Consider the following 20,535-nt stretch of genomic DNA (forward strand, 5'->3'; position numbering starts at 1 on the left):
CTCTTTTGAAGACGTGAACCTCAAAAAAGGGCTGTCCCTGCCTGGCACCGTGCCCGGAAGGATTGCCGTCATGGGGTACATGACTGGCAAAACGGGCAAACAGCTCAGTGACCGAGCGTAATGACAGCTCTGCAGATTCGCGAAAAGTGGGGGTTTTGCTCAAGGAGCAGCAAGCGCGCCAGCTTCACTCGATCTGTGTGGGCGGCTCTCTGTGGGCGGTGCGGGGTGTCAATACCGAGGCATTGACGATGCTGCGAGGCCCGATCAGGAGACGTCCTTATAATCGGGGGGAGATTGTATCTAAGAAACGCAGGGAAATGGACGTGTTTAATGACTTTTATTAGGCGTCTGGTCAGGTGGTCAACAGTTGTTGCGCTCGTGCACGTGGCTGACGGGTGCTAACCCGGGCACTCGGCGGCAGGGGATGGTGCAACCAGTTGAGGCGGATTTCTTCGATTTCGACCCAGCCATCGCCCATCGGCTGGAGGCTGCACTGCTTGAATGCCTGGCAATGACCATTGCTGTCGAGCAGGGCAAAGCAGCGATGCAGTGGGCGTGGCGCGAACAAAGAGACGAGATAGCGCATGGCGAAGAACCTTGTGAGGTGACTGCAGTGAAGATTGCCCATTAGCCGTTACGTGCGAGTGTATGGGCGATGACAGGTGTGTGACAGGAACCGCTTTCCCAAGGGTATGTCAGATATTTCTGTATTGATTGACGGCCACTGGTTCGCCGCAGTGGCCCACCGCTATACTGCCAGCCTGTTTGTGCCTGATTCTGGAGAGAAGCGCATGTTGCAACGCCTGTTGTTCGGTTTGATCACTGTGACCAGTTTGACCCTCGTCGGCTGCGCCCACAGCCCGCAACAACTGAACCCTGAACCCAAGCTGACGACTCAGCTGGCACCGGTCGGTCATGGTCAGCCCGTGGTGGTGCGCGTGGTGGACGGTCGTCCGTCGCCAACGCTGGGCACGCGCGGCGGCCTGTACCCGGAAACCAGCGCGATTACCGTGCAGAGCGCGCAGATTCTGCCGAAGTTGCAGGCGCAAGCCGAAGCGGCCGTGCGGTTGCTGGGTTTCACACCGAACGCCAATGCAATGAATGCCCCGCAAATCACCGTGACCCTGACCGAGCTGAAGTATCAGTCGCCTAAAGAAGGCATGTATGTGACTGAAGCGACCATCGGTGCGACGTTCCGCTCCGATGTGCAGAACGCCAACCGTCGTTACAGCGGCCGTTACGGTGCATCGCTGGATCAGCGTTTTGGTATGGCACCCAACCAGGAAACCAACACCAAGCTGGTCAGCGATGTGTTGAGTGATGCGTTGACGCGACTGTTCAAGGACCCGACTGTGGGTCAGGTTCTCGGCGAGTAACTTTTCCGCAGAATCAACAAAGCCCGGAGCCAGCCATGGCCCCGGGCTTTTTTATGTCTGCAATACACCGTTGGCCTGTAGGAGCCGAGCTTGCTCGCGATGGCGAACTGTCAGTCAACGTCAATATTGAATGTGATGCCGCCATCGCGAGCAAGCTCGGCTCCTACAGGTTGGGGTGGTGTCAGGCCGCTTCGGAATAGAAGTCCAGCACGCTCACACCGGTCAGCAAATCCGCTTCCGGCAAGTCCGCATGTTGATGCCCGCCCAGCGCGCAATAGACAAGCCAGTGACGGTCTTGAACGTTGAAGGCGAGGCTTCCCACAAGGTTTTGTTGCTCGTCGCTTGGGGCAATGAGGTAGAGGCGGTCCTGGTTTTCGGCGTGAAGCATGACGGTTTCCATGTCTGTTTGCGTGGGGCCGCAGACTGACGGATTCAGATGACGAAGCCGTGACGCAGGACAGGAATCTGCCAAATGGTGAGTTATTTGTCGTAAAGCAAGTGCAGGCGCAGAGGCTTTCGGTAGAATCCGCGCCGCCGTCGTCGGTTCGACGTCTGCCACACCTGTTTTGCTTGAGGTCCGTGATGTCGCTGCATTTGATGACGCTGTTTACTGCCCATCCCGCCAAGCTGGTCAATCTGCTGGCCTTGCTGCTTGCCTTCCCGGGCGGTTGGCTGCTGCATGCAACCCGTCGTCGCGAGCAACGTGCCATGGCCAGTATCCTGGCCCAGCGCCAGAGCCAGCCTGGCATCGAGCCGACCCTCGATTGGGCGACCTTGCGCATGAACCGCTTTTTCTATCGCTTCGGTTTTGCCTGCCTGGGGCTTGCGTTGCTGGTGTCGTGGATCAGCACGCGGGTTTGACAGCAAACAACGCAGCAATGAAAACGGCGCCCGAAGGCGCCGTTGTCGTATCCAGCCAAAAACCTTACAGCGGCAAGCCTGCCTTGACGCGGTACTGATTACGCACCGGCGTCGCATATTGCAGCACCATGAATGGGCGATGTTCCATCGGGCAGGCCTCCAGACGGCGCTGCCACTCTTCCTGCGCCTTGGCCAACTCATCGGCCGCAAACACTTGCGACGCTGTCGGCACCTGCAATTGCGGGTCGGCGTCTGTCCACTGGGCGTAAGCCAGGTAATGCACCGGGAACAACCGGTAGCCGCCCAGAATCTGCTTGTCCATCTCGACCGCCAATTGCTTGGTGTCATCAAACAGCTCGGTGATCGGCGCGGCGAAGTTCACATGGACCCGGCCCTTGTAGCCCGTGATGCCCTTGGCGATGCTCACATCGTCTTCGCCCGGTACTTTGGTGTAGCTGCCGGTGGTGGCGCGGATAAACAACTCGCGTGCCTTGGCCTGATCGCACGGGTCGTATTCATAGCTGATCGACACCGGGGTGAGGTTCAGCGACTGAATGACTTCGCCGAACGGCTCGTCCTTGCGGCTCATGTGGAACATTTTGAGGATGGCCGATTCGGTGCGGTCGTCGCCGTCTTTCGCCCGGCCTTCGGCCTGGGCGATCCAGATCGAGGCGCAATCGTTGCGGATCGAGTGGTTGATGTAGGCCGACAGCAGTTGATAGGCCGCCATCTTCTCGCGACGACCGGTGATCGAACGGTGCACGATGAAGCTCTTGTTCAGGCGCATCAGGTCGCTGACGAAGGGCTTTTGCAGCAGGTTGTCGCCGATCGCGATGCGCGGTGTCGGCAGGCCTGCGTGATACACGGCGTAGTTGACGAAGGCCGGATCCATCACGATGTCGCGGTGGTTGGCGATGAACAAGTAAGCGCTGCCGGACTTGAACTGTTCGACACCGGTGTACGTGACACCGTCGGTCGCGCGTTCGATGGTGTGGTCGACGTACATCTCGACCTTGTCCTGCAATGTGGCTACCGATGTCACACCGGCGAACTCTCGACGCAGCCGATGAGCTATAAGAGGTTTAAGCATCCAGCCCAAAGTGCCGGCAAAACGCGGGAAGCGGAAGTGGGTGAGGATATCTAGAAACGCCTTGTCGCCGAGCAGCCTGTCCAGTACCGCTGGGACTTCGCTATCGTCGTAAGGTCGGATGGCATCGAATTCGCCCATCATGCTCTCTTGTTAGAAACGGCTAGGGTAAGTAAAGGTTTTGATCGAAAACCAGCGGGGCACGGTCTGAAAAATTAGCCAGACAAAAATAGCCCTGCAAATAGACCGGCGATTATACGCACAAGTCACTTGGGAGACCGCGATGCTGGAACCTGCGCTGTATGAATGTCCGTATTGCGGTGAAGAGGTCGAGACGACGCTGGACTTGTCCGGTGGCGATCAGACCTATATTGAAGACTGTCAGGTCTGTTGTCGGCCGATTACCTTTGTTTTACAGGTTCATGAAGGCGAATGGCATCTCGAAGTCTTCAGTGAAAACGAATGAGGGGTGTCTATGCAGCGCATCTACGAACCTGAAAACCTGATGGAAGGCGAGTTGCTGCAAGGCATGTTGGCCAGCGAGGGCGTCGAGGCGCATCTGGTGGGGCGTGATTTGCTCGGCGGCACGGGCGAACTGCCGATCTTTGGCCTGTTGGGCCTGTCGGTGGATAACGACCAGGCCGAGTACGCCCGCGAGCTGATCACCGCGTACAATGCCGCGCTGCCGCTGCCTGGCGATGAACCCGAGAGCTTTCCCGGCACGCTGGTCTGTTAGGCTGGCGTTCGTTTGATCAAGAGTCGTGTCAGCCCATGTGTGGACGTTATGCCCTGTTTCGCTGGAACCCCGCCTTCGCGGCCCTGCCCGGTTTTCCCGCCGATCAGCAGGCCCAGTGGAATATCTCCCCCAACGACTCGGTATTGATGCTGCGCGCTGGTGCCGAAGGCCAGCGTGAACTGGCCCGTGCCCGCTGGGGCCTGACGCCGCCATGGCTGACCGACCTGTCCCGCACTCCGGCTCACGCCCGTGCCGAAACCGTGGCGGAGCAACCGATGTTCCGCCAGGCCTTTCGTGAACGTCGTTGCCTGCTGCCAGCCAACGGTTTCTATGAATGGCGCGGGACCACGCGCAAGCGCCCGTACTGGTTGACGCCGGGGGAGGGCTCTTCGCTGTTTTTTGCCGCTATCTGGGAAGCGTACCCGGTGCAGGAGCAGGTATGGCTGAGCACTGCGGTGATTACGCAACCGGCGTCGAGCCAGCGGCGACCGTTGATTCTCGATGCGGCGGGGCAGGAGGCGTGGCTCGATCCCGAGACGCCGTTGCATGTGTTGCAGGCATTGCTCGCCAGTGAACCCGCCGCGTTGCGCGAGCGGGTGCTGGCCAATCTGGTGAATGATCCGAAGCTGAATGCGCCGGAGTGTCTGACCCCCGGCTGATTGATCGTTCCCACGCTCCGCGTGGGAATGCCGCCATGGACGCTCCGCGTCCAAAGTGACGCGGAGCGTCACGGGATTCACTCCCACGCAGAGCGTGGGAACGATCGCAACACACTAAACCTTGAACTGATTGATCAACCGCCGCTGTTGTTCGGCCAGTTTGGTCAAATCCGCACTCGCCGCACTTGATTCATCCGCCCCGCCAGCCACTTCATTGGCCACTTGCCCAATGTTGATCACGTTACGGTTGATGTCATCGGCGACTGCACTCTGTTCCTCGGCCGCACTGGCAATCTGGGTGTTCATGTCATTGATCACCGACACCGCCTGCGTAATGGTTTCCAGCGCCTCGGCCGCTTTCGCCGCATGCTGCACGCTTTCGTCCGTGCGGTTCTGGCTGTCTTCCATAACCCGCACCACGTCGCGGGTGCCTTGTTGCAGTTGCTGAATCATGGTCTGGATTTCTTCGGTGGCCTTCTGGGTCTTTTGCGCCAGGTTGCGCACTTCATCGGCCACCACCGCAAATCCACGGCCCTGTTCACCGGCGCGGGCCGCTTCGATGGCGGCGTTTAAGGCCAGCAGGTTGGTCTGTTCGGCGATTCCGCGAATGGCCGTGAGGATCGCGTTGATGTTCTCGCTGTCCTTGGCCAGTGTTTGCACCACGCCGACAGCCTTGCCAATTTCCACGGCCAGCACGCCAATCGAGTTCGAGGTGTCCCGCACAATTTGCATACCTTGGGCCGCCGCCTGATCAGCATGACTGGCCGCTTGCGCAGCCTGGGTGGCGTTACGTGCCACGTCCTGGGCGGTGGCGGTCATTTCATGCACTGCCGTGGCCACCTGGTCGATCTCGGCCATTTGTTTCTGCACGCCGATGTTGGTACGGATGGCGATGTCGGCGGTGTGTTCCGAGGAGTCACTGACACTCTGCACCGAGGTCACCACCTGCGTGATCATCGCCTGCAATTTGGCCAGGAACGTATTGAAGCCTTTGGCGATCGAGCCCAATTCATCGGCGCGGTCACTGGTCAGACGGCGTGTCAGGTCGCCTTCGCCTTTGGCGATGTCGTCGAGCATGGCGACCATTTGCTTGAGTGGCCGGGCAATGCCGTGGCCCACCAGCCAGATCACCAGCAAGCCGACACCGGCGATCAACAAACCGACCATGGCCATGCCGAACGTGTCGGATTTGCGCTGGGCGTTCAGGTCGGCCTGCAGTTTTTGCAGGTCGGCCATCACCGCATTCAGCGGCAGTTGCAACATCAAGGTCCAGCGGGCGTCGGTCTGGCCAATGCCGAACGGCAGGTACAACTCGATCCGCCCTTGGGCCTGGTCGACGGTGTAGGTCACTTCGCCGCGCTTGAGGTTGGCCATGTTGGCAATCTGTTGGCTGTCGAGGATGTCGCTGACCTTTTCACCGAATTTGCTCGGGTCTTTGGTGTAGGCAACAATTCGGCCGTTGCCGCCGATCAGCGCCATTTCCCCGGCACCGCGGTACAGTTTGTGATTCGCGCCCAGGAGCATTTCCTGAATGAAGTTCACTGACAGGTCGGCGCCGACGATGCCCTGGAAGGCGCCGTTGAGCATGATCGGTTCAATAAACGAGGCGAGCATGACGACTTTGTCGCCGACCTTGTAGGGCGCCGGATCGATCACGCAGGATTTTTTGGTTTCCTTGGAGCACAGGTAGTACTCGCTGGCGCGCACGCCGGTGGACAGGGTTTTCTGGTCGTCGACGTCCACCAGTTTGTCCAGGCCAAGGGTGCCGTCCTCATTGCGGAACCACCACGGCAGGAAGCGCCCGTTGCTGGCGTCGATGCCGTTCACTTGGGTGCCGACGTAGGCCGCATCGTTGTGGTCGAGAGCGTTTTTTTCCCAGCCGATGTAGGTGCCGAGGATCTTCGGGTTCTTGACCACGTTTTCCTTGATCAGGCTGATCAACTGCTCGCGGCTGACGGTCAGTTGTGGCTGGCCATCGGCGCCCGGGGTCCCGATCAGTGCGTTGACCCGCACCAGTCCCCCGGCAATCAGCAGTGGCGCTTCAAGTTCGCGCTGGATCTGGCTGACCTGGGTTTGCGCCAGGGACGTCAGGCGTTGTTCGATGACTTGCTCGAATTGCGCCTGGGTCCGTTCCTGGACCATGTCTTGCGTTCGTGCGCCGGAAAACAGCGCGTACAGCACCAGGGCTGCTACTACGCTAAGTACGATGGCGCCAGCAAGGGCCGCTACGGAGAACTGGATCGACTTGAATTTCATGGGTGCTCCGCACGCAAGAGGACGTCTGCGGTGGTGTATCGGCAGCGGGGCAGTCAGCAATGAGCAAGTGCGGCTTAAATGACTGTTTTGGATGTGCCCGTGTCGCAATCAGAAAGGTGTCGAACCTTTGTGCTGCAAGGCAGTCAGTGCTGTATGAATTTTTTGCTACTACCGTCATCCCCAGTCGGGGCGGCGGATTTGAAGGAGTGCCGTGATGAACAAGTCTCTGGTTGCGTGCGTGTTGGGTTCAGCGTTGCTGCTTAACGGCTGCGAGACCGTCAACACGACCAGTGCGGGTGAAGTCGGCGTCGTTCGCCAGCAACACATGACCACATTATTGTCGAGCGCACAGGTCAATCAGTCCTACGCGCAGGATTACAAGCAGACCCTGGGGGAAGCGAGCAACAAAAACGTCCTCGACAAGACCAGTACTGAAGCCACGCGTGTTCAGGCGATTGCCGATCGTCTCATCGCCCAGGCGCCAACGTTTCGCCCGGATGCCGCGCAATGGCAGTGGGAGGTCAATCTGATCAAGAGTGAGGATATGAACGCCAACTGCGGTCCTGGCGGGAAGATCATTGTGTACACCGGTCTGATCGACAAACTGCAACTGACCGACGACGAACTGGCTGCGGTGATGGGGCATGAAATCGCCCACGCCTTGCGCGAGCATGGCCGTGAAGCGTTATCCAAAGCCTATGGCGTGAGTCTCGCGCAGCAATTGGCGATAGCGGCGGGTGCACCCGCCTTGATGGTCGAGGCAGGGAATAACGGCGTGAACCTGTTGATGACCTTGCCCAACAGTCGCACCAATGAAAACGAAGCAGACCTGATTGGCCTGGAGCTGGCGGCGCGTGCGGGCTACAACCCGAATGCGGCGATCACCCTGTGGGAAAAGATGAGCAAGGCTGACGAAGGTGCGCCACCCGAGTTCCTCAGCACTCACCCTTCTTCCAGCAGCCGCACCGCAGCGTTGCAGGCGGCGATTCCGAAGGTGATGCCGTTGTACGAGAACGCGCGCAAATCGTGATGTTTTTGTATCGCCAGTGAGGGCCTCATCGCGAGCAGGCTCGCTCCTGCATTGGAACTCGGTCAAATGTGGGAGCGGGCTTGCCCGCGATGAACGATAACGCGGTCTACCGTCTTAACGCATCAAACCCAACCGCTGCTCTGCATCGCCTTGTACACCGCCACAATCGCCAAGATAAGGAATGCCGACGCCGCCAGGCGACGGATCAGGGTCAACGGCAGCTTGTCTGCGGCAAAGTTACCCGCCAGTACCACCGGTACGTTGGCAATCAGCATGCCGGCGGTGGTGCCGATGATGACCAGCCACAAATCCGGGTATTGCGCCGCCAGCATCACGGTAGCGACTTGGGTCTTGTCACCCATTTCCGCCAGGAAGAAGGCGATCAATGTGGTCAGGAACGGCCCGAACTTGCGCGCGGTGCTGACGTCGTCGTCCATCTTGTCCGGTACCAGGGTCCACAGGGCGGTGGCGGTGAAGCTGGCGGCCAGGATCCAGTGCAGCGTCGCATTCGAGAAGAAACTGCCGAACCAGGCACCTACCGCACCGGCGGCTGCGTGGTTGGCCAGGGTCGCGGCGACGATGCCGGCGATGATTGGCCAGGGCTTGCGAAAGCGGGCAGCGAGAATGAGCGCGAGCAGTTGCGTCTTGTCGCCGATTTCGGCCAAGGCAACGATTGCGGTAGGAACGAGAAGTGAATCCAGCATCATCAGGGTTTTTCCTAAGGGGCGGGTCGACACGGCTATGACACGTACAGCCTTCCCGCCCCGGGTAAGGTGTTCGTGTCATAGGTCTTGTCAAACCCTGCGATCCGTCTGATGCGGACGCTTGGGTCGCATACGCCATGGTCTGAGGACCAAGTATGTTGACGTATGCCGGACGAGCATGGCGCTCGTGGGAGACTACTCCCCTAGGACGGAGCGGATTCTGCCTAGGCACAATCCGTTAGGCAAGCACTTATTTATCAGCCGCGTTTGGCCCGATAGATTCGAAACCCCTGGCCCTCAGCCTTGATGGCGCACACGCCGAGGTGCTCTTCGATCAGCGGTTGGTACTTCAGGAAGCTGTTGGCGACCAGGCGAAGTTCGCCGCCGTTTTTCAGATGTTTGGCTGCTTTTCGCAGCAAGTTCTCGGTGGCGTAGTAGTCGGTGTGAACGCCGACATGGAACGGCGGATTGCTCAGAATCGCACTCAAACCCATGGGCGCGGCGTCGATACCGTCACCGGTAATGACGTCAGCTTCCAGACCGTTGGCCGCCAGGGTCAGGCGACTACTGGCAGCGGCAAAGGCATCGACGTCGAGCAACGTCACCTGATTGTGCGGATAACGACGCTTAACCGCGGCACCCAGTACGCCCGCGCCGCAACCGAAGTCCAGCAAGTGGCCGCTCGGTAGCTTGTCCAGGTGCTCCAGCAGCAACGCGCTGCCACGATCCAGTCGGCCGTGACTGAAAACCCCCGGCAAACTGATGACTTTCAATGGCCCCTCAGCCAGTGGCAATTCGTAGGTCTGGGCCAGGCTTTCCAGCGATTTGGCTTCTGGCGCATTGGCCACCGTGACCAGCCAGAGCTGGCAATGACGGGCGCTGTCGAGCTTGCGCGGCTTGCCGAACGGATTCAGTTGTTTGGCTGCCCCTTCGATGCCGCTGCGTTTTTCGCCCACCAGGTACAATTCGCGACCGGCCAGGCGCGAGGCGAGGGCGTTGAGGATGTAGTCGGTCAGGTCCTTGGACTTGGGCAAGAACACCACGGCGGTTGCGAACTCACGCTCGGGGGCGTCTACACCAAAATGGCTGCGCTCGGCGAAACGTGCGTCCAGCGCGGCTTGATCGCCGGCGTGCCAGCACCAGCCGTGGGCATCGGGCAAGCGGCCCAGCAGGTCATCGGCGGGCAAACCGGCGAGTAACACCGAGCCCTGGAATAATTCGGCCTGACGAAGCAGTACTTCACTGCGCGGATCCATACTCTGCTCCTTGAAAAAAAGTGCGGCAGTTTATCAACTGACGACCCGCAGCGCTGTACCGCTGAAGTAGGCCTGCGCGTTTTCGCTCAACTGCCCGACGATTCGCTGCCGCGCCTCGCGACTGCCCCAGGCGTTATGCGGGGTGACGATCAATCGCGGGATGTCATCGGCCAGCAAGGGATTGCCCGCTGTCGGGGGCTCGACGCTCAGCACATCGGTGGCGGCGCCGCCCAGATGACCCTTGCGCAGCGCATCGGCCAGCGCCTGCTCATCGATCAAGCCACCGCGCGCGGTATTGACCACGAAGGCACTGGGTTTCATCGAGGCCAGTTCGCGGGCGCCGATGAAATGGCGGGTGTGTTCGTTGAGCGGGCAATGCAGGGTCAGCGCATCGATTTGCGGCAGCAATTCATTTAACGGCAGCCGATCCGGGCGGGCAGGTCGGCCGGGAATCTGACCGAGCAGCACACGCATGCCGAACGCTTCGGCCAGCCGCGCGACTGCGCTACCAAGTTCGCCATGGCCGAGCAAGCCGAGGGTTTTGCCTTCCAGTTCGACGATCGGGTAATCGAGCAGGCAGAACTGTTTCGCTTGCTGCCAGCGGCCTTCACCCACGGCTTTTTGGTAGTCAGCCAGGCGTGTCGCCAGGTTGAGCAGCAGCATGATCGTGTGCTGTGCCACCGATGGCGTGCCGTAACCCTGGCAGTTGCAAACGGTAACGCCATGGGCGCGGGCGGCGGCGAGGTCGACATTGTTGGTGCCGGTGGCCGTGATCAGGATCAGCTTGAGCCCGGGGCTGGCGGCGATGGCGGCAGCATCGATCAGGATCTTGTTGGTGATGGCGACGGTGGCGCCCTTTATACGTTCGATCACTTGATCCGGCGTGGTCTGTGCGAACAGTTGCAACTCGTCGAAACAGGCTTGCAGCGGGCCGAGGTCGAGGTCGCCGAGGTCCAGGGACGGGTGGTCGAGGAAAACGGCGCGGCGAGAGTTCGTCATCAACTGTACCTTTTGTGCATTGAACTGAAGGCGTAATCTGCCGAGCCTACCAGATGAAACAAATAGTTACCCATTGCACAAAAGTAGCTAAGTTGACGCGCTATGCGATGAAGCACCGACATCCCTGTAGCAGCTGGCGAAGCCTGCGTTCGGCTGCGCAGCAGTCGTAAACACAGAGCATGCGGACTTCCTGTAAGAGCGCGGTGCCTGATTTCACGACTGCTGCGCAGCCGAACGCAGGCTTCGCCAGCTGCTACAGGGATGTTGTCAGCCTGGATTTTTCATTTCGACCGATCTGCCCCCAAAGGAGCCCCGATGTACTGGACAGAGTTTTTGACCGTTGCCCTGATTCACTTGTTGGCCGTGGCCAGTCCCGGCCCGGACTTTGCCGTGGTGGTGCGTGAGAGCGTGACCCATGGTCGTCGCGCCGGCACCTGGACGGCGCTGGGTGTCGGTACGGCGATTTTCCTCCACGTCGGCTATTCGTTGCTCGGCATCGGTCTGATCGTGTCCCAGTCGATCGTGCTGTTCAACGCGCTGAAATGGGCCGCTGCCGCGTACTTGTTGTACATCGGCTACAAGGCCCTGCGTGCGCAACCGGCCAAAGCGGTCGATGACAATCTGCACAAGGAGGCCGGCGAACGCACCGCACGTGGCGCCTTCACGTCCGGTTTCGTGACCAACGGTCTGAACCCCAAAGCCACGCTGTTCTTCCTGTCGCTGTTCACGGTCGTCATCAACCCGCACACGCCGCTGGCGGTGCAAGCCGGTTACGGGGTTTATCTGGCGGCGGCGACGGCGGTATGGTTTTGCCTGGTGGCGCGCCTGTTCAGCCAGCAGCGTGTGCGCGCCGGCTTCGCCCGCATGGGCCATTGGTTCGACCGGACCATGGGCGTGGTGCTGATTGCCATCGGCGTGAAGCTCGCTTTCACCGAGATGCATTGATCGCGCCGGCGCGTTACTGACATCGAACTCCCACAAATGCTGGCGTAAAGCTAGCATTTGATCGGCTCTGCAAATCATTCCTTTGGCTGATTTGGCTGTCATGGAAGGGCACTAGAGTGCTTAACATTCAGCCAACACCGTGCAGTCAGAAAAGGGATTCTTATGTTGCAGACTCGCGTTATCCCCCCAGCCGAAGGCGCTTACCAGTATCCGCTGCTGATCAAGCGGCTGCTGATGTCCGGCGCTCGTTATGAGAAAACCCGCGAGATCATCTACCGCGACCAGTTGCGCTACAGCTATCCGACCCTGATCGAGCGGGTTGCGCGGCTGGCCAACGTGTTGACGGCAGCCGGCGTCAAGGCCGGGGATACCGTGGCGGTGATGGATTGGGACAGCCATCGATACCTGGAATGCATGTTCGCCATCCCGATGATCGGCGCGGTGATCCACACGATCAACGTGCGTCTGTCGCCGGAACAAATCCTCTACACCATGAACCATGCCGAGGACCGCTTTGTGCTGGTCAACAGCGAGTTCGTGGGGCTGTACCAGGCGATTGCCGGGCACCTGACCACGGTCGAGAAAACCCTGCTGCTCACCGACCTGCCGGAAAAGACCGCCGACCTGCCCAACCTGGTCGGCGAGTACGAGCAATTGCTGGCGGGGGCCAGTCCCCGGTACGACTTCCAGGACTTCGACGAAAACTCGGTCGCGACCACGTTCTACACCACCGGTACCACCGGTAATCCCAAAGGTGTGTATTTCACCCATCGGCAATTGGTGCTGCACACCATGGGCGTCTCGACGATCATGGGCGCCATCGACAGCGTACGCCTGCTGGGCACCAACGACGTGTACATGCCGATCACCCCGATGTTCCATGTGCATGCCTGGGGCTTGCCGTATGTGGCGACCATGCTCGGGCTCAAGCAGGTTTATCCGGGCCGTTACGATCCGGAATACCTGGTGGAGCTGTGGCGAAAGGAGAAGGTCACCTTTTCCCACTGCGTGCCGACCATTCTGCAAATGGTCCTCAATGCCAAGGCGGCGCAAGGCACGGACTTCGGCGGCTGGAAAATTGTCATCGGCGGCAGCGCACTGAATCGCACCCTGTACGACGCGGCCAAGGCCAAGGGCATTCAGTTGACGGCCGCTTACGGCATGTCGGAAACCGGGCCACTGGTGTCGTGTGCTCACCTCAACGATGAGTTGATGGCGGGTAGCGAAGACGAACGCACCACCTATCGCATCAAGGCCGGCGTACCGGGGCCTCTTGTCGAGGCGGCGATCGTCGACACCGACGGCAATTTCCTGCCCGCCGATGGCGAAACCCAGGGCGAACTCGTGCTGCGTGCGCCATGGCTGACCGAGGGTTACTTCAACGAGCCGCAGAAGGGCGCCGAGCTGTGGGCCGGGGGCTGGCTGCATACCGGCGACGTGGCGACGCTGGACAGCATGGGCGTGATCGACATTCGTGATCGCATCAAAGATGTGATCAAGACCGGTGGCGAGTGGATCTCGTCGCTGGACCTTGAAGACTTGATCAGTCGCCACGAGGCGGTACGTGAAGTAGCAGTGGTGGGCATCGCCGATCCGCAGTGGGGCGAGCGGCCGTTTGCGCTGCTGGTGATCCGCGATGGGTATGAGATCGGGGCCCGGGAACTCAAGGAACACCTCAAGCCATTCGTGGAGTTGGGGCACCTGAGCAAGTGGGCGATTCCCAGCCAGATTGCCCTTGTTACTGAAATTCCCAAGACCAGCGTCGGCAAGCTCGACAAGAAGCGCATCCGCCTCGACATCACTGAATGGCAGGCCAATAACAGCGCCTTTCTCTCGACGCTTTAAGCGTCTCCCGGTGTGCCCGAAAGGGCACGCCAGGCCCACCAAGCAAGCGCTTGGCTTGTGAAATCCGAATTTTCAGCCATCCTTGGCGTGCCGACAGGTGTCGGACTGGCAAAGGACTGTTCCAGAGTGGCCGGCAGCTGCAAATCACACTTTAGAGGGATCAAGCTCTACTACCTGCTGGCTATAGTCCGCTCAAGGATTTTTAAGAACGGAGCTCACGTACAAAACGGGGCGATGCATTTTTGGAGTGACTTCGGGACGCCTTGGCTCCCCGTCACCCACAACGTTTTTAGAAGTACTCACTGCCATAACAATAATGCACATGGAGTAGCGTCGATGACATCAGTAAACACGTTCTGGCGCCGGGCGAAATTGCCTCTGGCGGTCAGTCTCGCCTCTACGCTCGCCGGGCCTGCATTCGGCGTCAGTTTCAACGTTGGTGAAATCGAAGGTCAGTTCGATTCGTCGCTCTCCCTGGGTATGAGCGTCTCCACTCAGTCGCCGAACAAGAACCTGATTGGCGTCAACAACGGCGGGCACGGCCTGTCACAGACCTCCGATGACGGTCACTTGAACTTCAAGAGCGGGCAAGCGTTCTCGAAGATCTTCAAGGGTATCCATGACCTTGAACTGAAATACGGCGACACCGGCGTCTTTGTCCGGGGCAAATACTGGTACGACTTCGCGCTGCAAGACGAAGACCTGGAATTCAAGAACGTCGAAAACGACGGTCGCAAAGAGGGCGCAAAATCTTCCGGCGGCCAAATCCTCGACGCCTTTGTCTATCACAACTACTCCATTGCCGATCAGCCGGGCTCCGTGCGTTTGGGCAAGCAGGTGGTGAGCTGGGGTGAAAGTACCTTCATCGGCGGCGGCATCAACTCGATCAACCCGATTGACGTGTCCGCGTTCCGTCGTCCAGGCGCCGAGATCAAGGAAGGCCTGATCCCGGTCAACATGTTCTACGTGTCGCAGAGCCTGACCGAGAACCTGTCGGCTGAAGCCTTCTACCAACTGGAATGGGACCAGACCGTCGTCGATAACTGCGGCACGTTCTTCTCTCAGCCAGACATCGTGGCCGACGGTTGCGACAACAACTTGCGAGTGCTGAACAAACGTTCGCAGATTCCAGCCGTTGCATTGGGCCCATTGGCCACTGCGGGTGTCGACGTCAACGAAGAAGGTGTTCTGGTTCGGCGTGGCGGTGATCGTGATGCCCGCGACAGCGGCCAGTGGGGCGCGTCGTTCAAGTACATGTTCGACCCGCTGGACACCGAGTTCGGTGCCTACTTCATGAACTACCACAGCCGTGCGCCGATCTTCAGCGCCACCGGTGCACCTCAGTCGGTCTATAACACGGCGGCTGCCCTGCCAGGTCCCTTCGCCGCACTCGCACCGTTGCTGGTGGCCGGTAACTCGAAGTACTTCATCGAATACCCTGAAGACATTCGCCTTTATGGCTTGAGCTTCTCCACCACCCTGCCTACCGGTACCGCGTGGCAAGGTGAACTCAGCTACCGTCCAAACGCGCCGGTGCAGTTGAACTCCACTGACATCCTGTTCGCCGGTGTACGTCCTTTGGGCGGCGCACTGGGTAACGCTTCGTTGCTCTCTGCGGCTCCGGGTCAAGATCTGCACGGTTACAACCGTAAAGAAGTCACCCAATTCCAGACCACCCTGACGCACTTCTTTGATCAGGTCATGGGCGCCAGCCGTCTGACCCTGGTCGGTGAAGTGGGCGTGACTCACGTCGGCGGCCTGGAAAGTACCGACGACGTCCGTTATGGCCGCGATCCGGTCTATGGTCCGGGTATGTTGCCAGCCACTGGCGCGGTCAATACGTGCGTGGCGCTCAACACCAGCACCATCAACGGCGCCGGTCCGGGCACCGCCACCAACAACCGCAGCCGCAACTGCAACAGCGATGGCTTCACCACGGCGACTTCGTGGGGCTACCGCGGTCGTGCGATCTGGGAATACAACGACGTGTTCGCCGGTGTGAACCTCAAGCCTAACGTGGCCTGGTCCCACGACGTAGACGGTTACTCGCCAGGTCCTGGCGGCAACTTTGAGGAAGGTCGTAAAGCGGTGAGCCTGGGTGTCGATGCCGAGTACCAGAACACCTACAACGCGAGCCTGGCCTACACCAACTTCTTCGACGGCAAGTACACCACCGTAGATGACCGCGACTTTGTTGCGCTCAGCGTCGGCGTGAACTTCTAAGCACTGTTTTTTCAGGACGAACACACATATGAAAATAACAAAGAGTCTGTTCCACGCTGGTGTTCTGGGGCTTTCGCTGCTGGCGACGAGCGTCATGGCGGCGGTCCCTGCGGCCGAAGCCGACAAGCTGGGCAAGAGCCTGACCCCGATGGGGGCCGAGATGGCGGGTAATGCCGACGGTTCGATCCCGGCCTGGAAACCAATGCCGAAAAACGCCGGCACCGTCGACAGCAAAGGTTTCCTGTCCGACCCGTTCGCCAGTGAAAAACCGCTGTTCACCATCACGGCGCAGAACGTCGACCAGTACAAGGAAAAGCTTGCCCCGGGCCAGTACGCGATGTTCAAGCGCTACCCGGAAACCTACAAGATGCCGGTTTATCCGTCCCATCGCGGTTCCACCGTGCCGGATGACGTGTTCGCCGCCATCAAGAAGAACGCCACCACTACCACCCTGGTGTCCGGTGGCAACGGTCTGGAAAACTTCGAAACCGCTGTGCCGTTCCCGATTCCGAAAAGCGGTGTGGAAGTCATCTGGAACCACATCACCCGCTATCGTGGCGGCAGTGTGACCCGTCTGGTGACCCAGGCCACGCCACAGCCGAACGGCTCGTACAGCCTGGTGTACTTCCAGGATCAGTTCGTGTTCCGCGACAAAATGAAGGACTACGACCCGAAAAACCCGGGCAACATCCTGTTCTACTTCAAGCAGAAAGTGACCGCGCCGGCACGTCTGGCGGGTGGTGTGTTGCTGGTACACGAAACCCTCGATCAGGTGAAGGAACCGCGTTCGGCGTGGGTCTACAACGCCGGTCAGCGTCGTGTGCGTCGTGCACCACAAGTGTCCTATGACGGGCCGGGTACCGCGGCGGATGGCCTGCGTACCTCCGACAACCTGGACATGTTCAACGGTGCGCCGGATCGCTACGACTGGAAGCTCGAAGGCAAAAAAGAGATGTACATCGCCTCCGACAGCTACAAGCTCGACTCGCCGAGCCTGAAGTACGACGACATCATCAAGGCCGGTCACATCAACCAGGACCTGTCGCGTTACGAGTTGCGTCGGGTCTGGCATGTGGTCGCTACTTTGAAGGAAGGCCAGCGTCACATCTACGCCAAACGTGACTTCTACATCGACGAAGATACCTGGCAAGCCGCTGTGATCGATCACTATGACGGTCGCAATCAGCTATGGCGTGTGGCGGAAGCTCACTCCCAGCAGTATTACAACGTGCAAGTGCCGTGGTACACCCTGGAAGCCCTGTACGACCTGCAATCGGGTCGCTACCTGGCGCTGGGCATGAAGAACGAAGAGAAGTCGGCGTATGACTTCGGCTTCACCGCTACCACCAGCGACTTCACACCTGCTGCACTGCGTCAGGACGGGGTTCGCTAACCTGTACTGATCAGAGGCCGCATCCTCAAAAAACGCCCCGACTGGTTCGGGGCGTTTTTTTTTGGACGTTCATAAAGGCCTGTGTAGCAGCTGCCGAACCTGCGAGGCTGCGTCCGGCTGCGCAGCAGTCGTAAAAGCTGAGTGCAAGGTAGTTCTGGAGAGTCGCAACGATTGATTTCACGACTGCTGCGCAGCCGGACGCAGCCTCGCAGGCTCGGCAGCTGCTACGGGGCAGTGTGGTTGCCGGATTGATCGACATATTTGCTTGTAGACTTTTTGTAGCCATTTGTAGCAATTACCTTCATTCCCTATCCGTTTACCGCTAGTCTGCGGACATCTGCAACGCCGCCACCCGTAATTCAAACAAGAGCCGGCCATGACTGATCTGTCCTCATCCCCGGGCCCATCAAGCGTTTCCATCGCGACATTGGACGGACGCTTTTTTCGGCCCCCATTGCCCGACGGCCATGTGCTGCGGCCTCGTTTGTGCGAGCGCCTGAGTGCCGGTCTCGGTGGCAGGCTGTTGCTGGTCAGCGCACCTGCCGGCTTCGGCAAGAGTTCATTGGCGGTAGAGTTCTGTCAGGCGCTGCCGGAGCATTGGCGAAGTCTGTGGCTGGGGTTGAGCCCTCGAGACAGTGATCCGGGGCGATTCCTTGAGCGGTTGCTCGAAGGGCTTCAGGACTACTTTCCGACATTGGGCTGTCAGGCGTTGGGTCTACTGAAAATGCGCCAGCGTCATCAGCCGTTCGCCTTTGAAGAATGGCTGGATGGATTGCTTGATGAGCTGGCCTTCCACCTGTCGCCCAGTACGCCTTTGCTGCTGGTGCTCGATGACTATCATCTGGCGCAAGGTCCGGTACTCGATCGTTGCCTGCAGTTTTTCCTCAATCACTTGCCCGATGGCCTGCTGGTCATGGTCACCAGTCGACAGCGTCCGGACTGGCACCTGGCGCGCTTGCGCCTGTCGCGCCAACTGCTCGAGCTGCATGAGCAAGACCTTCGATTGACCCATGAGGAAGCGCTCACGTTGCTTGATCGCCACAGCAGCTCATTGCGTGGCGAGGCCTTGGAAAATCTGATCCAGCGTAGCGAAGGCTGGGTCGCGGGCCTGCGATTCTGGTTGCTGGCAGCCTCCGAGGCGGGGACTGACAGCGCATTGCCACAGTCGCTGCACGGTGGGGAAGGGCTGATTCGTGATTACCTGCTCGAAGAGGTCATCGATTGTCTGCCGGCTGAAGTGCAGCAGTTTCTTTATGACACCGCGCCTCAGGAACGTTTTTGCAGCGAGCTCTGCGACGCGGTACGCGAAGCCCATGACAGCGCCGAAATTCTGCGATTCCTTCAGGCACACCAAGTGTTTCTGGTGCCGCTGGACGAGCACGGCCACTGGTATCGCTATCACCACCTGTTTTCTGACTTGCTGCGCACTCGGCCTACCGCTCAGACGATAGTGCCGGTCGCCAGTCTGCATTTACGCGCGTGTCGCTGGTTCAATGCCCAGGGGCTGCTCGACGAGGCTGTGGAGCAGGCGTTGCGTGCCGGGCATCTGGATGTTGCCGCGAACCTGGTGCAAAACCTCTCGGAGGAACAACTGCTGGCCGAGCAAAACGTCGGCATGCTGTTGCGCTGGAAAATGGACTTGCCCGATAGCTTGTTGATCAGCACGCCCAGGCTCATCGTGCTCTACAGTTGGGCGTTGGGGATGGCCTGTCAGCTGGACGCGGCGCAGGAACTGGCGGCTCACTTGAGTCGCTTCCTGCCGGCCCCTTCGGCCACTGCGCAGAAGTCGATGCTGGCGCAGTGGCTGGCCCTGAGTGGCATCATCGCCCGGGGGCGTGGCAATCGCGAACTGACGCTGCTCTATTGCACCGAAGCGCTGCAGAGCCTGCCGGCCAAGCGCTACGGACAACGCTTGATGTGCCTCTCGACCCTGTCCAACCTGGCCATTGCCGACGGCGATTTGTGGCGCGCGCGCAGTTTGAATCGAGAGTCGCTGGAATTGGCACAAAGGGTCGGCAACCCGTTGTTTGAAGCACTGGCCCATTACGATCGCGCCCGTGTGTTGCAGGCGCGCGGGGAAATCCTGCGCTCGTTGCAAGAGGTCCGTCAGGGGCTGCAACGCCTGCAAGGGTTATCCCCACAACGACTTTACGCGGTACGTGCACGGCTGACGTTATACGAAGGGCTCTTGCTGGCCTTGCGCATGCAACCGCAAGCCGCTCGGTCGCGCTTGCAAGCGGGTCTGAGTGAAGCGCGTGCCTGTCGCGACATCAGCGTGCTCATCGGCCATTGTGTGATCGCCCGGCTTGAGGGCAGCAGCGGCGAGTTCGCCAACGCCTTCGCCGAACTGGCCGAGGCCGAGCGCCTGATGCACATCTGGGACGTGCCACCGATTTACTATCTGGCAATGATTACCCTAGTCAAATGTGAACTATGGCTGGCCCAGGGGCGCACCGATCTGGCCGAAGCCTGGCTGGCGCGCCTGGGGCAGACCTACACCGGTGAGCACGCCGCAGCGCCACCGGAATTCCATCCACAGTTGCCGCTGCATATCGAGTTACAGCAAGCCTTGCTGGACGTCATTCAAGGGCAATTGATGATCGCCGAAGGGCGGTTGAATGCATTGCTCGAGCATGGGCAGCAATCTGGCCGACAAATGCTCTGCACCTTGGCACTGACTCAAAAAGTCACCTTGTTTTTGGCCAGCGGGCGCGAACCCGAGGCCCGCAAGGCACTGGCCCAGGCGCTGGAAGCGGCGACCGGTGGCGCCTTGCAACCGTTCGACGGGTTGCTGGCTGAACATCCGTGCTGGCTGCGTGGGCAACTGCAATTGAGTGCTGCGACGGATGTTTCGCAGCAACTTGCAGAAAAACTACCGTCGGTGGCCCTTCGTCCGACAGTGGAGTCGTGTTCGGGGGCAGAGCAGCTCAGCGCGCGTGAATTGGCGGTTCTTCAGCTGATTGCCCAAGGGTGCTCGAATCAACAAATCAGCGACCAGCTGTTCATTTCGCTGCACACGGTTAAAACCCATGCGAGTCATATCAACAGCAAGCTTGGGGTGGAACGGCGTACGCAGGCGGTGGCACGGGCGAAGGCATTAGGCGTGTTGGTTTAGCCGAAAACAGTGCACTTGAAACAAAAACGCCCCGATCAAGTCGGGGCGTT

Annotated in this window: 18 protein-coding genes, 1 pseudogene and 1 riboswitch; of the genes and pseudogenes, 11 read left to right on the forward strand and 8 right to left on the reverse strand. The window is 59.6% G+C overall.

Annotation, left to right across the window (positions count from 1 at the left end; all coding sequences use genetic code 11):
• Positions 1–352 precede the first annotated feature (352 nt).
• A complete protein-coding gene (locus tag BMS17_RS16875; RefSeq protein ID WP_046030204.1) occupies positions 353–586 on the reverse strand; it encodes a hypothetical protein in 234 nt (77 codons plus the stop codon).
• Between the two features lie 205 nt (positions 587–791).
• On the opposite strand from BMS17_RS16875, the gene BMS17_RS16880 reads away from it, so the two are divergent.
• Positions 792–1,376, forward strand: a complete 585-nt coding sequence (locus BMS17_RS16880) for a YajG family lipoprotein (protein ID WP_046030238.1) — start codon at positions 792–794, stop codon at positions 1,374–1,376.
• 181 nt (positions 1,377–1,557) lie between these two features.
• On the opposite strand, the gene BMS17_RS16885 is transcribed toward BMS17_RS16880, so the two are convergent.
• Positions 1,558–1,764 (reverse strand): hypothetical protein, encoded by a 207-nt coding sequence (locus BMS17_RS16885; RefSeq protein WP_046030206.1) that lies wholly within the window; start codon positions 1,762–1,764, stop codon positions 1,558–1,560.
• Between the two features lie 194 nt (positions 1,765–1,958).
• Here BMS17_RS16885 and BMS17_RS16890 point away from each other — a divergent pair, with 194 nt between their 5' ends.
• Entirely contained in the window at positions 1,959–2,237 is a 279-nt protein-coding gene (locus tag BMS17_RS16890; protein ID WP_046030208.1) for a hypothetical protein, read from the forward strand.
• 64 nt (positions 2,238–2,301) lie between these two features.
• On the opposite strand, the gene BMS17_RS16895 is transcribed toward BMS17_RS16890, so the two are convergent.
• On the reverse strand, positions 2,302–3,468 hold the full coding sequence (locus tag BMS17_RS16895) for a 1-acyl-sn-glycerol-3-phosphate acyltransferase (RefSeq protein ID WP_077431275.1): 1,167 nt from the start codon (positions 3,466–3,468) through the stop codon (positions 2,302–2,304).
• Between the two features lie 139 nt (positions 3,469–3,607).
• Between BMS17_RS16895 and BMS17_RS16900 the strand changes: the two genes are divergently transcribed.
• Genes BMS17_RS16900 through BMS17_RS16910 form a run of 3 tightly spaced genes read left to right on the forward strand, consistent with a single transcriptional unit; the run spans position 3,608 to position 4,719 of the window.
• Positions 3,608–3,790, forward strand: a complete 183-nt coding sequence (locus BMS17_RS16900; RefSeq protein WP_077431276.1) for a CPXCG motif-containing cysteine-rich protein — start codon at positions 3,608–3,610, stop codon at positions 3,788–3,790.
• 9 nt (positions 3,791–3,799) lie between these two features.
• Complete coding sequence (locus tag BMS17_RS16905; protein ID WP_046030221.1) at positions 3,800–4,060, forward strand: putative signal transducing protein; 261 nt, start codon at positions 3,800–3,802, stop codon at positions 4,058–4,060.
• Between the two features lie 35 nt (positions 4,061–4,095).
• Positions 4,096–4,719 (forward strand): SOS response-associated peptidase, encoded by a 624-nt coding sequence (locus tag BMS17_RS16910; protein ID WP_046030223.1) that lies wholly within the window; start codon positions 4,096–4,098, stop codon positions 4,717–4,719.
• Between the two features lie 114 nt (positions 4,720–4,833).
• On the opposite strand, the gene BMS17_RS30955 is transcribed toward BMS17_RS16910, so the two are convergent.
• Together BMS17_RS30955 and BMS17_RS30960 are read right to left on the reverse strand one after the other, a co-directional pair.
• On the reverse strand, positions 4,834–5,676 hold the full coding sequence (locus BMS17_RS30955) for a methyl-accepting chemotaxis protein (protein WP_371916729.1): 843 nt from the start codon (positions 5,674–5,676) through the stop codon (positions 4,834–4,836).
• Positions 5,677–5,688: 12 nt separating this feature from the next.
• A pseudogene (locus BMS17_RS30960) lies at positions 5,689–6,975 on the reverse strand (HAMP domain-containing protein); the annotation flags it as partial.
• Positions 6,976–7,189: 214 nt separating this feature from the next.
• Between BMS17_RS30960 and BMS17_RS16925 the strand changes: the two are divergent.
• The gene (locus tag BMS17_RS16925) at positions 7,190–8,005 is read left to right on the forward strand and encodes a M48 family metallopeptidase (RefSeq protein ID WP_046030226.1); all 816 of its coding nucleotides are present in this window, start codon (positions 7,190–7,192) and stop codon (positions 8,003–8,005) included.
• A gap of 122 nt (positions 8,006–8,127) precedes the next feature.
• Here the strand turns inward: BMS17_RS16925 and BMS17_RS16930 are convergent, their stop codons facing one another.
• The 3 genes from BMS17_RS16930 to BMS17_RS16940 form a co-directional block, all read right to left on the reverse strand.
• Positions 8,128–8,709: a TMEM165/GDT1 family protein gene (locus BMS17_RS16930; protein WP_046030240.1), complete on the reverse strand. Its 582-nt coding sequence runs from the start codon at positions 8,707–8,709 to the stop codon at positions 8,128–8,130.
• 93 nt (positions 8,710–8,802) lie between these two features.
• A riboswitch (yybP-ykoY riboswitch) is annotated at positions 8,803–8,925 on the reverse strand.
• Positions 8,926–8,966: 41 nt separating this feature from the next.
• Entirely contained in the window at positions 8,967–9,965 is a 999-nt protein-coding gene (locus BMS17_RS16935; protein ID WP_046030228.1) for a class I SAM-dependent methyltransferase, read from the reverse strand.
• A 33-nt stretch (positions 9,966–9,998) separates the two neighbouring features.
• Positions 9,999–10,964: a 2-hydroxyacid dehydrogenase gene (locus tag BMS17_RS16940; RefSeq protein ID WP_046030230.1), complete on the reverse strand. Its 966-nt coding sequence runs from the start codon at positions 10,962–10,964 to the stop codon at positions 9,999–10,001.
• 315 nt (positions 10,965–11,279) lie between these two features.
• Here BMS17_RS16940 and BMS17_RS16945 point away from each other — a divergent pair, with 315 nt between their 5' ends.
• The 5 genes from BMS17_RS16945 to BMS17_RS16965 all read left to right on the forward strand — a co-directional run bounded on the left by BMS17_RS16945 (position 11,280) and on the right by BMS17_RS16965 (position 20,485).
• Complete coding sequence (locus BMS17_RS16945; protein ID WP_046033378.1) at positions 11,280–11,909, forward strand: LysE family translocator; 630 nt, start codon at positions 11,280–11,282, stop codon at positions 11,907–11,909.
• Between the two features lie 162 nt (positions 11,910–12,071).
• A complete protein-coding gene (locus BMS17_RS16950; RefSeq protein WP_046033377.1) occupies positions 12,072–13,754 on the forward strand; it encodes a fatty acid--CoA ligase in 1,683 nt (560 codons plus the stop codon).
• Between the two features lie 336 nt (positions 13,755–14,090).
• A complete protein-coding gene (locus tag BMS17_RS16955; protein ID WP_046033376.1) occupies positions 14,091–15,977 on the forward strand; it encodes a DUF1302 domain-containing protein in 1,887 nt (628 codons plus the stop codon).
• A 28-nt stretch (positions 15,978–16,005) separates the two neighbouring features.
• Entirely contained in the window at positions 16,006–17,370 is a 1,365-nt protein-coding gene (locus BMS17_RS16960; RefSeq protein WP_046033375.1) for a DUF1329 domain-containing protein, read from the forward strand.
• 376 nt (positions 17,371–17,746) lie between these two features.
• A complete protein-coding gene (locus BMS17_RS16965) occupies positions 17,747–20,485 on the forward strand; it encodes a LuxR C-terminal-related transcriptional regulator (RefSeq protein ID WP_046033374.1) in 2,739 nt (912 codons plus the stop codon).
• Positions 20,486–20,535: the final 50 nt, after the last annotated feature.

The organism is Pseudomonas sp. C9, assembly GCF_002000165.1.
In the GTDB taxonomy this organism is placed as follows: domain Bacteria; phylum Pseudomonadota; class Gammaproteobacteria; order Pseudomonadales; family Pseudomonadaceae; genus Aquipseudomonas.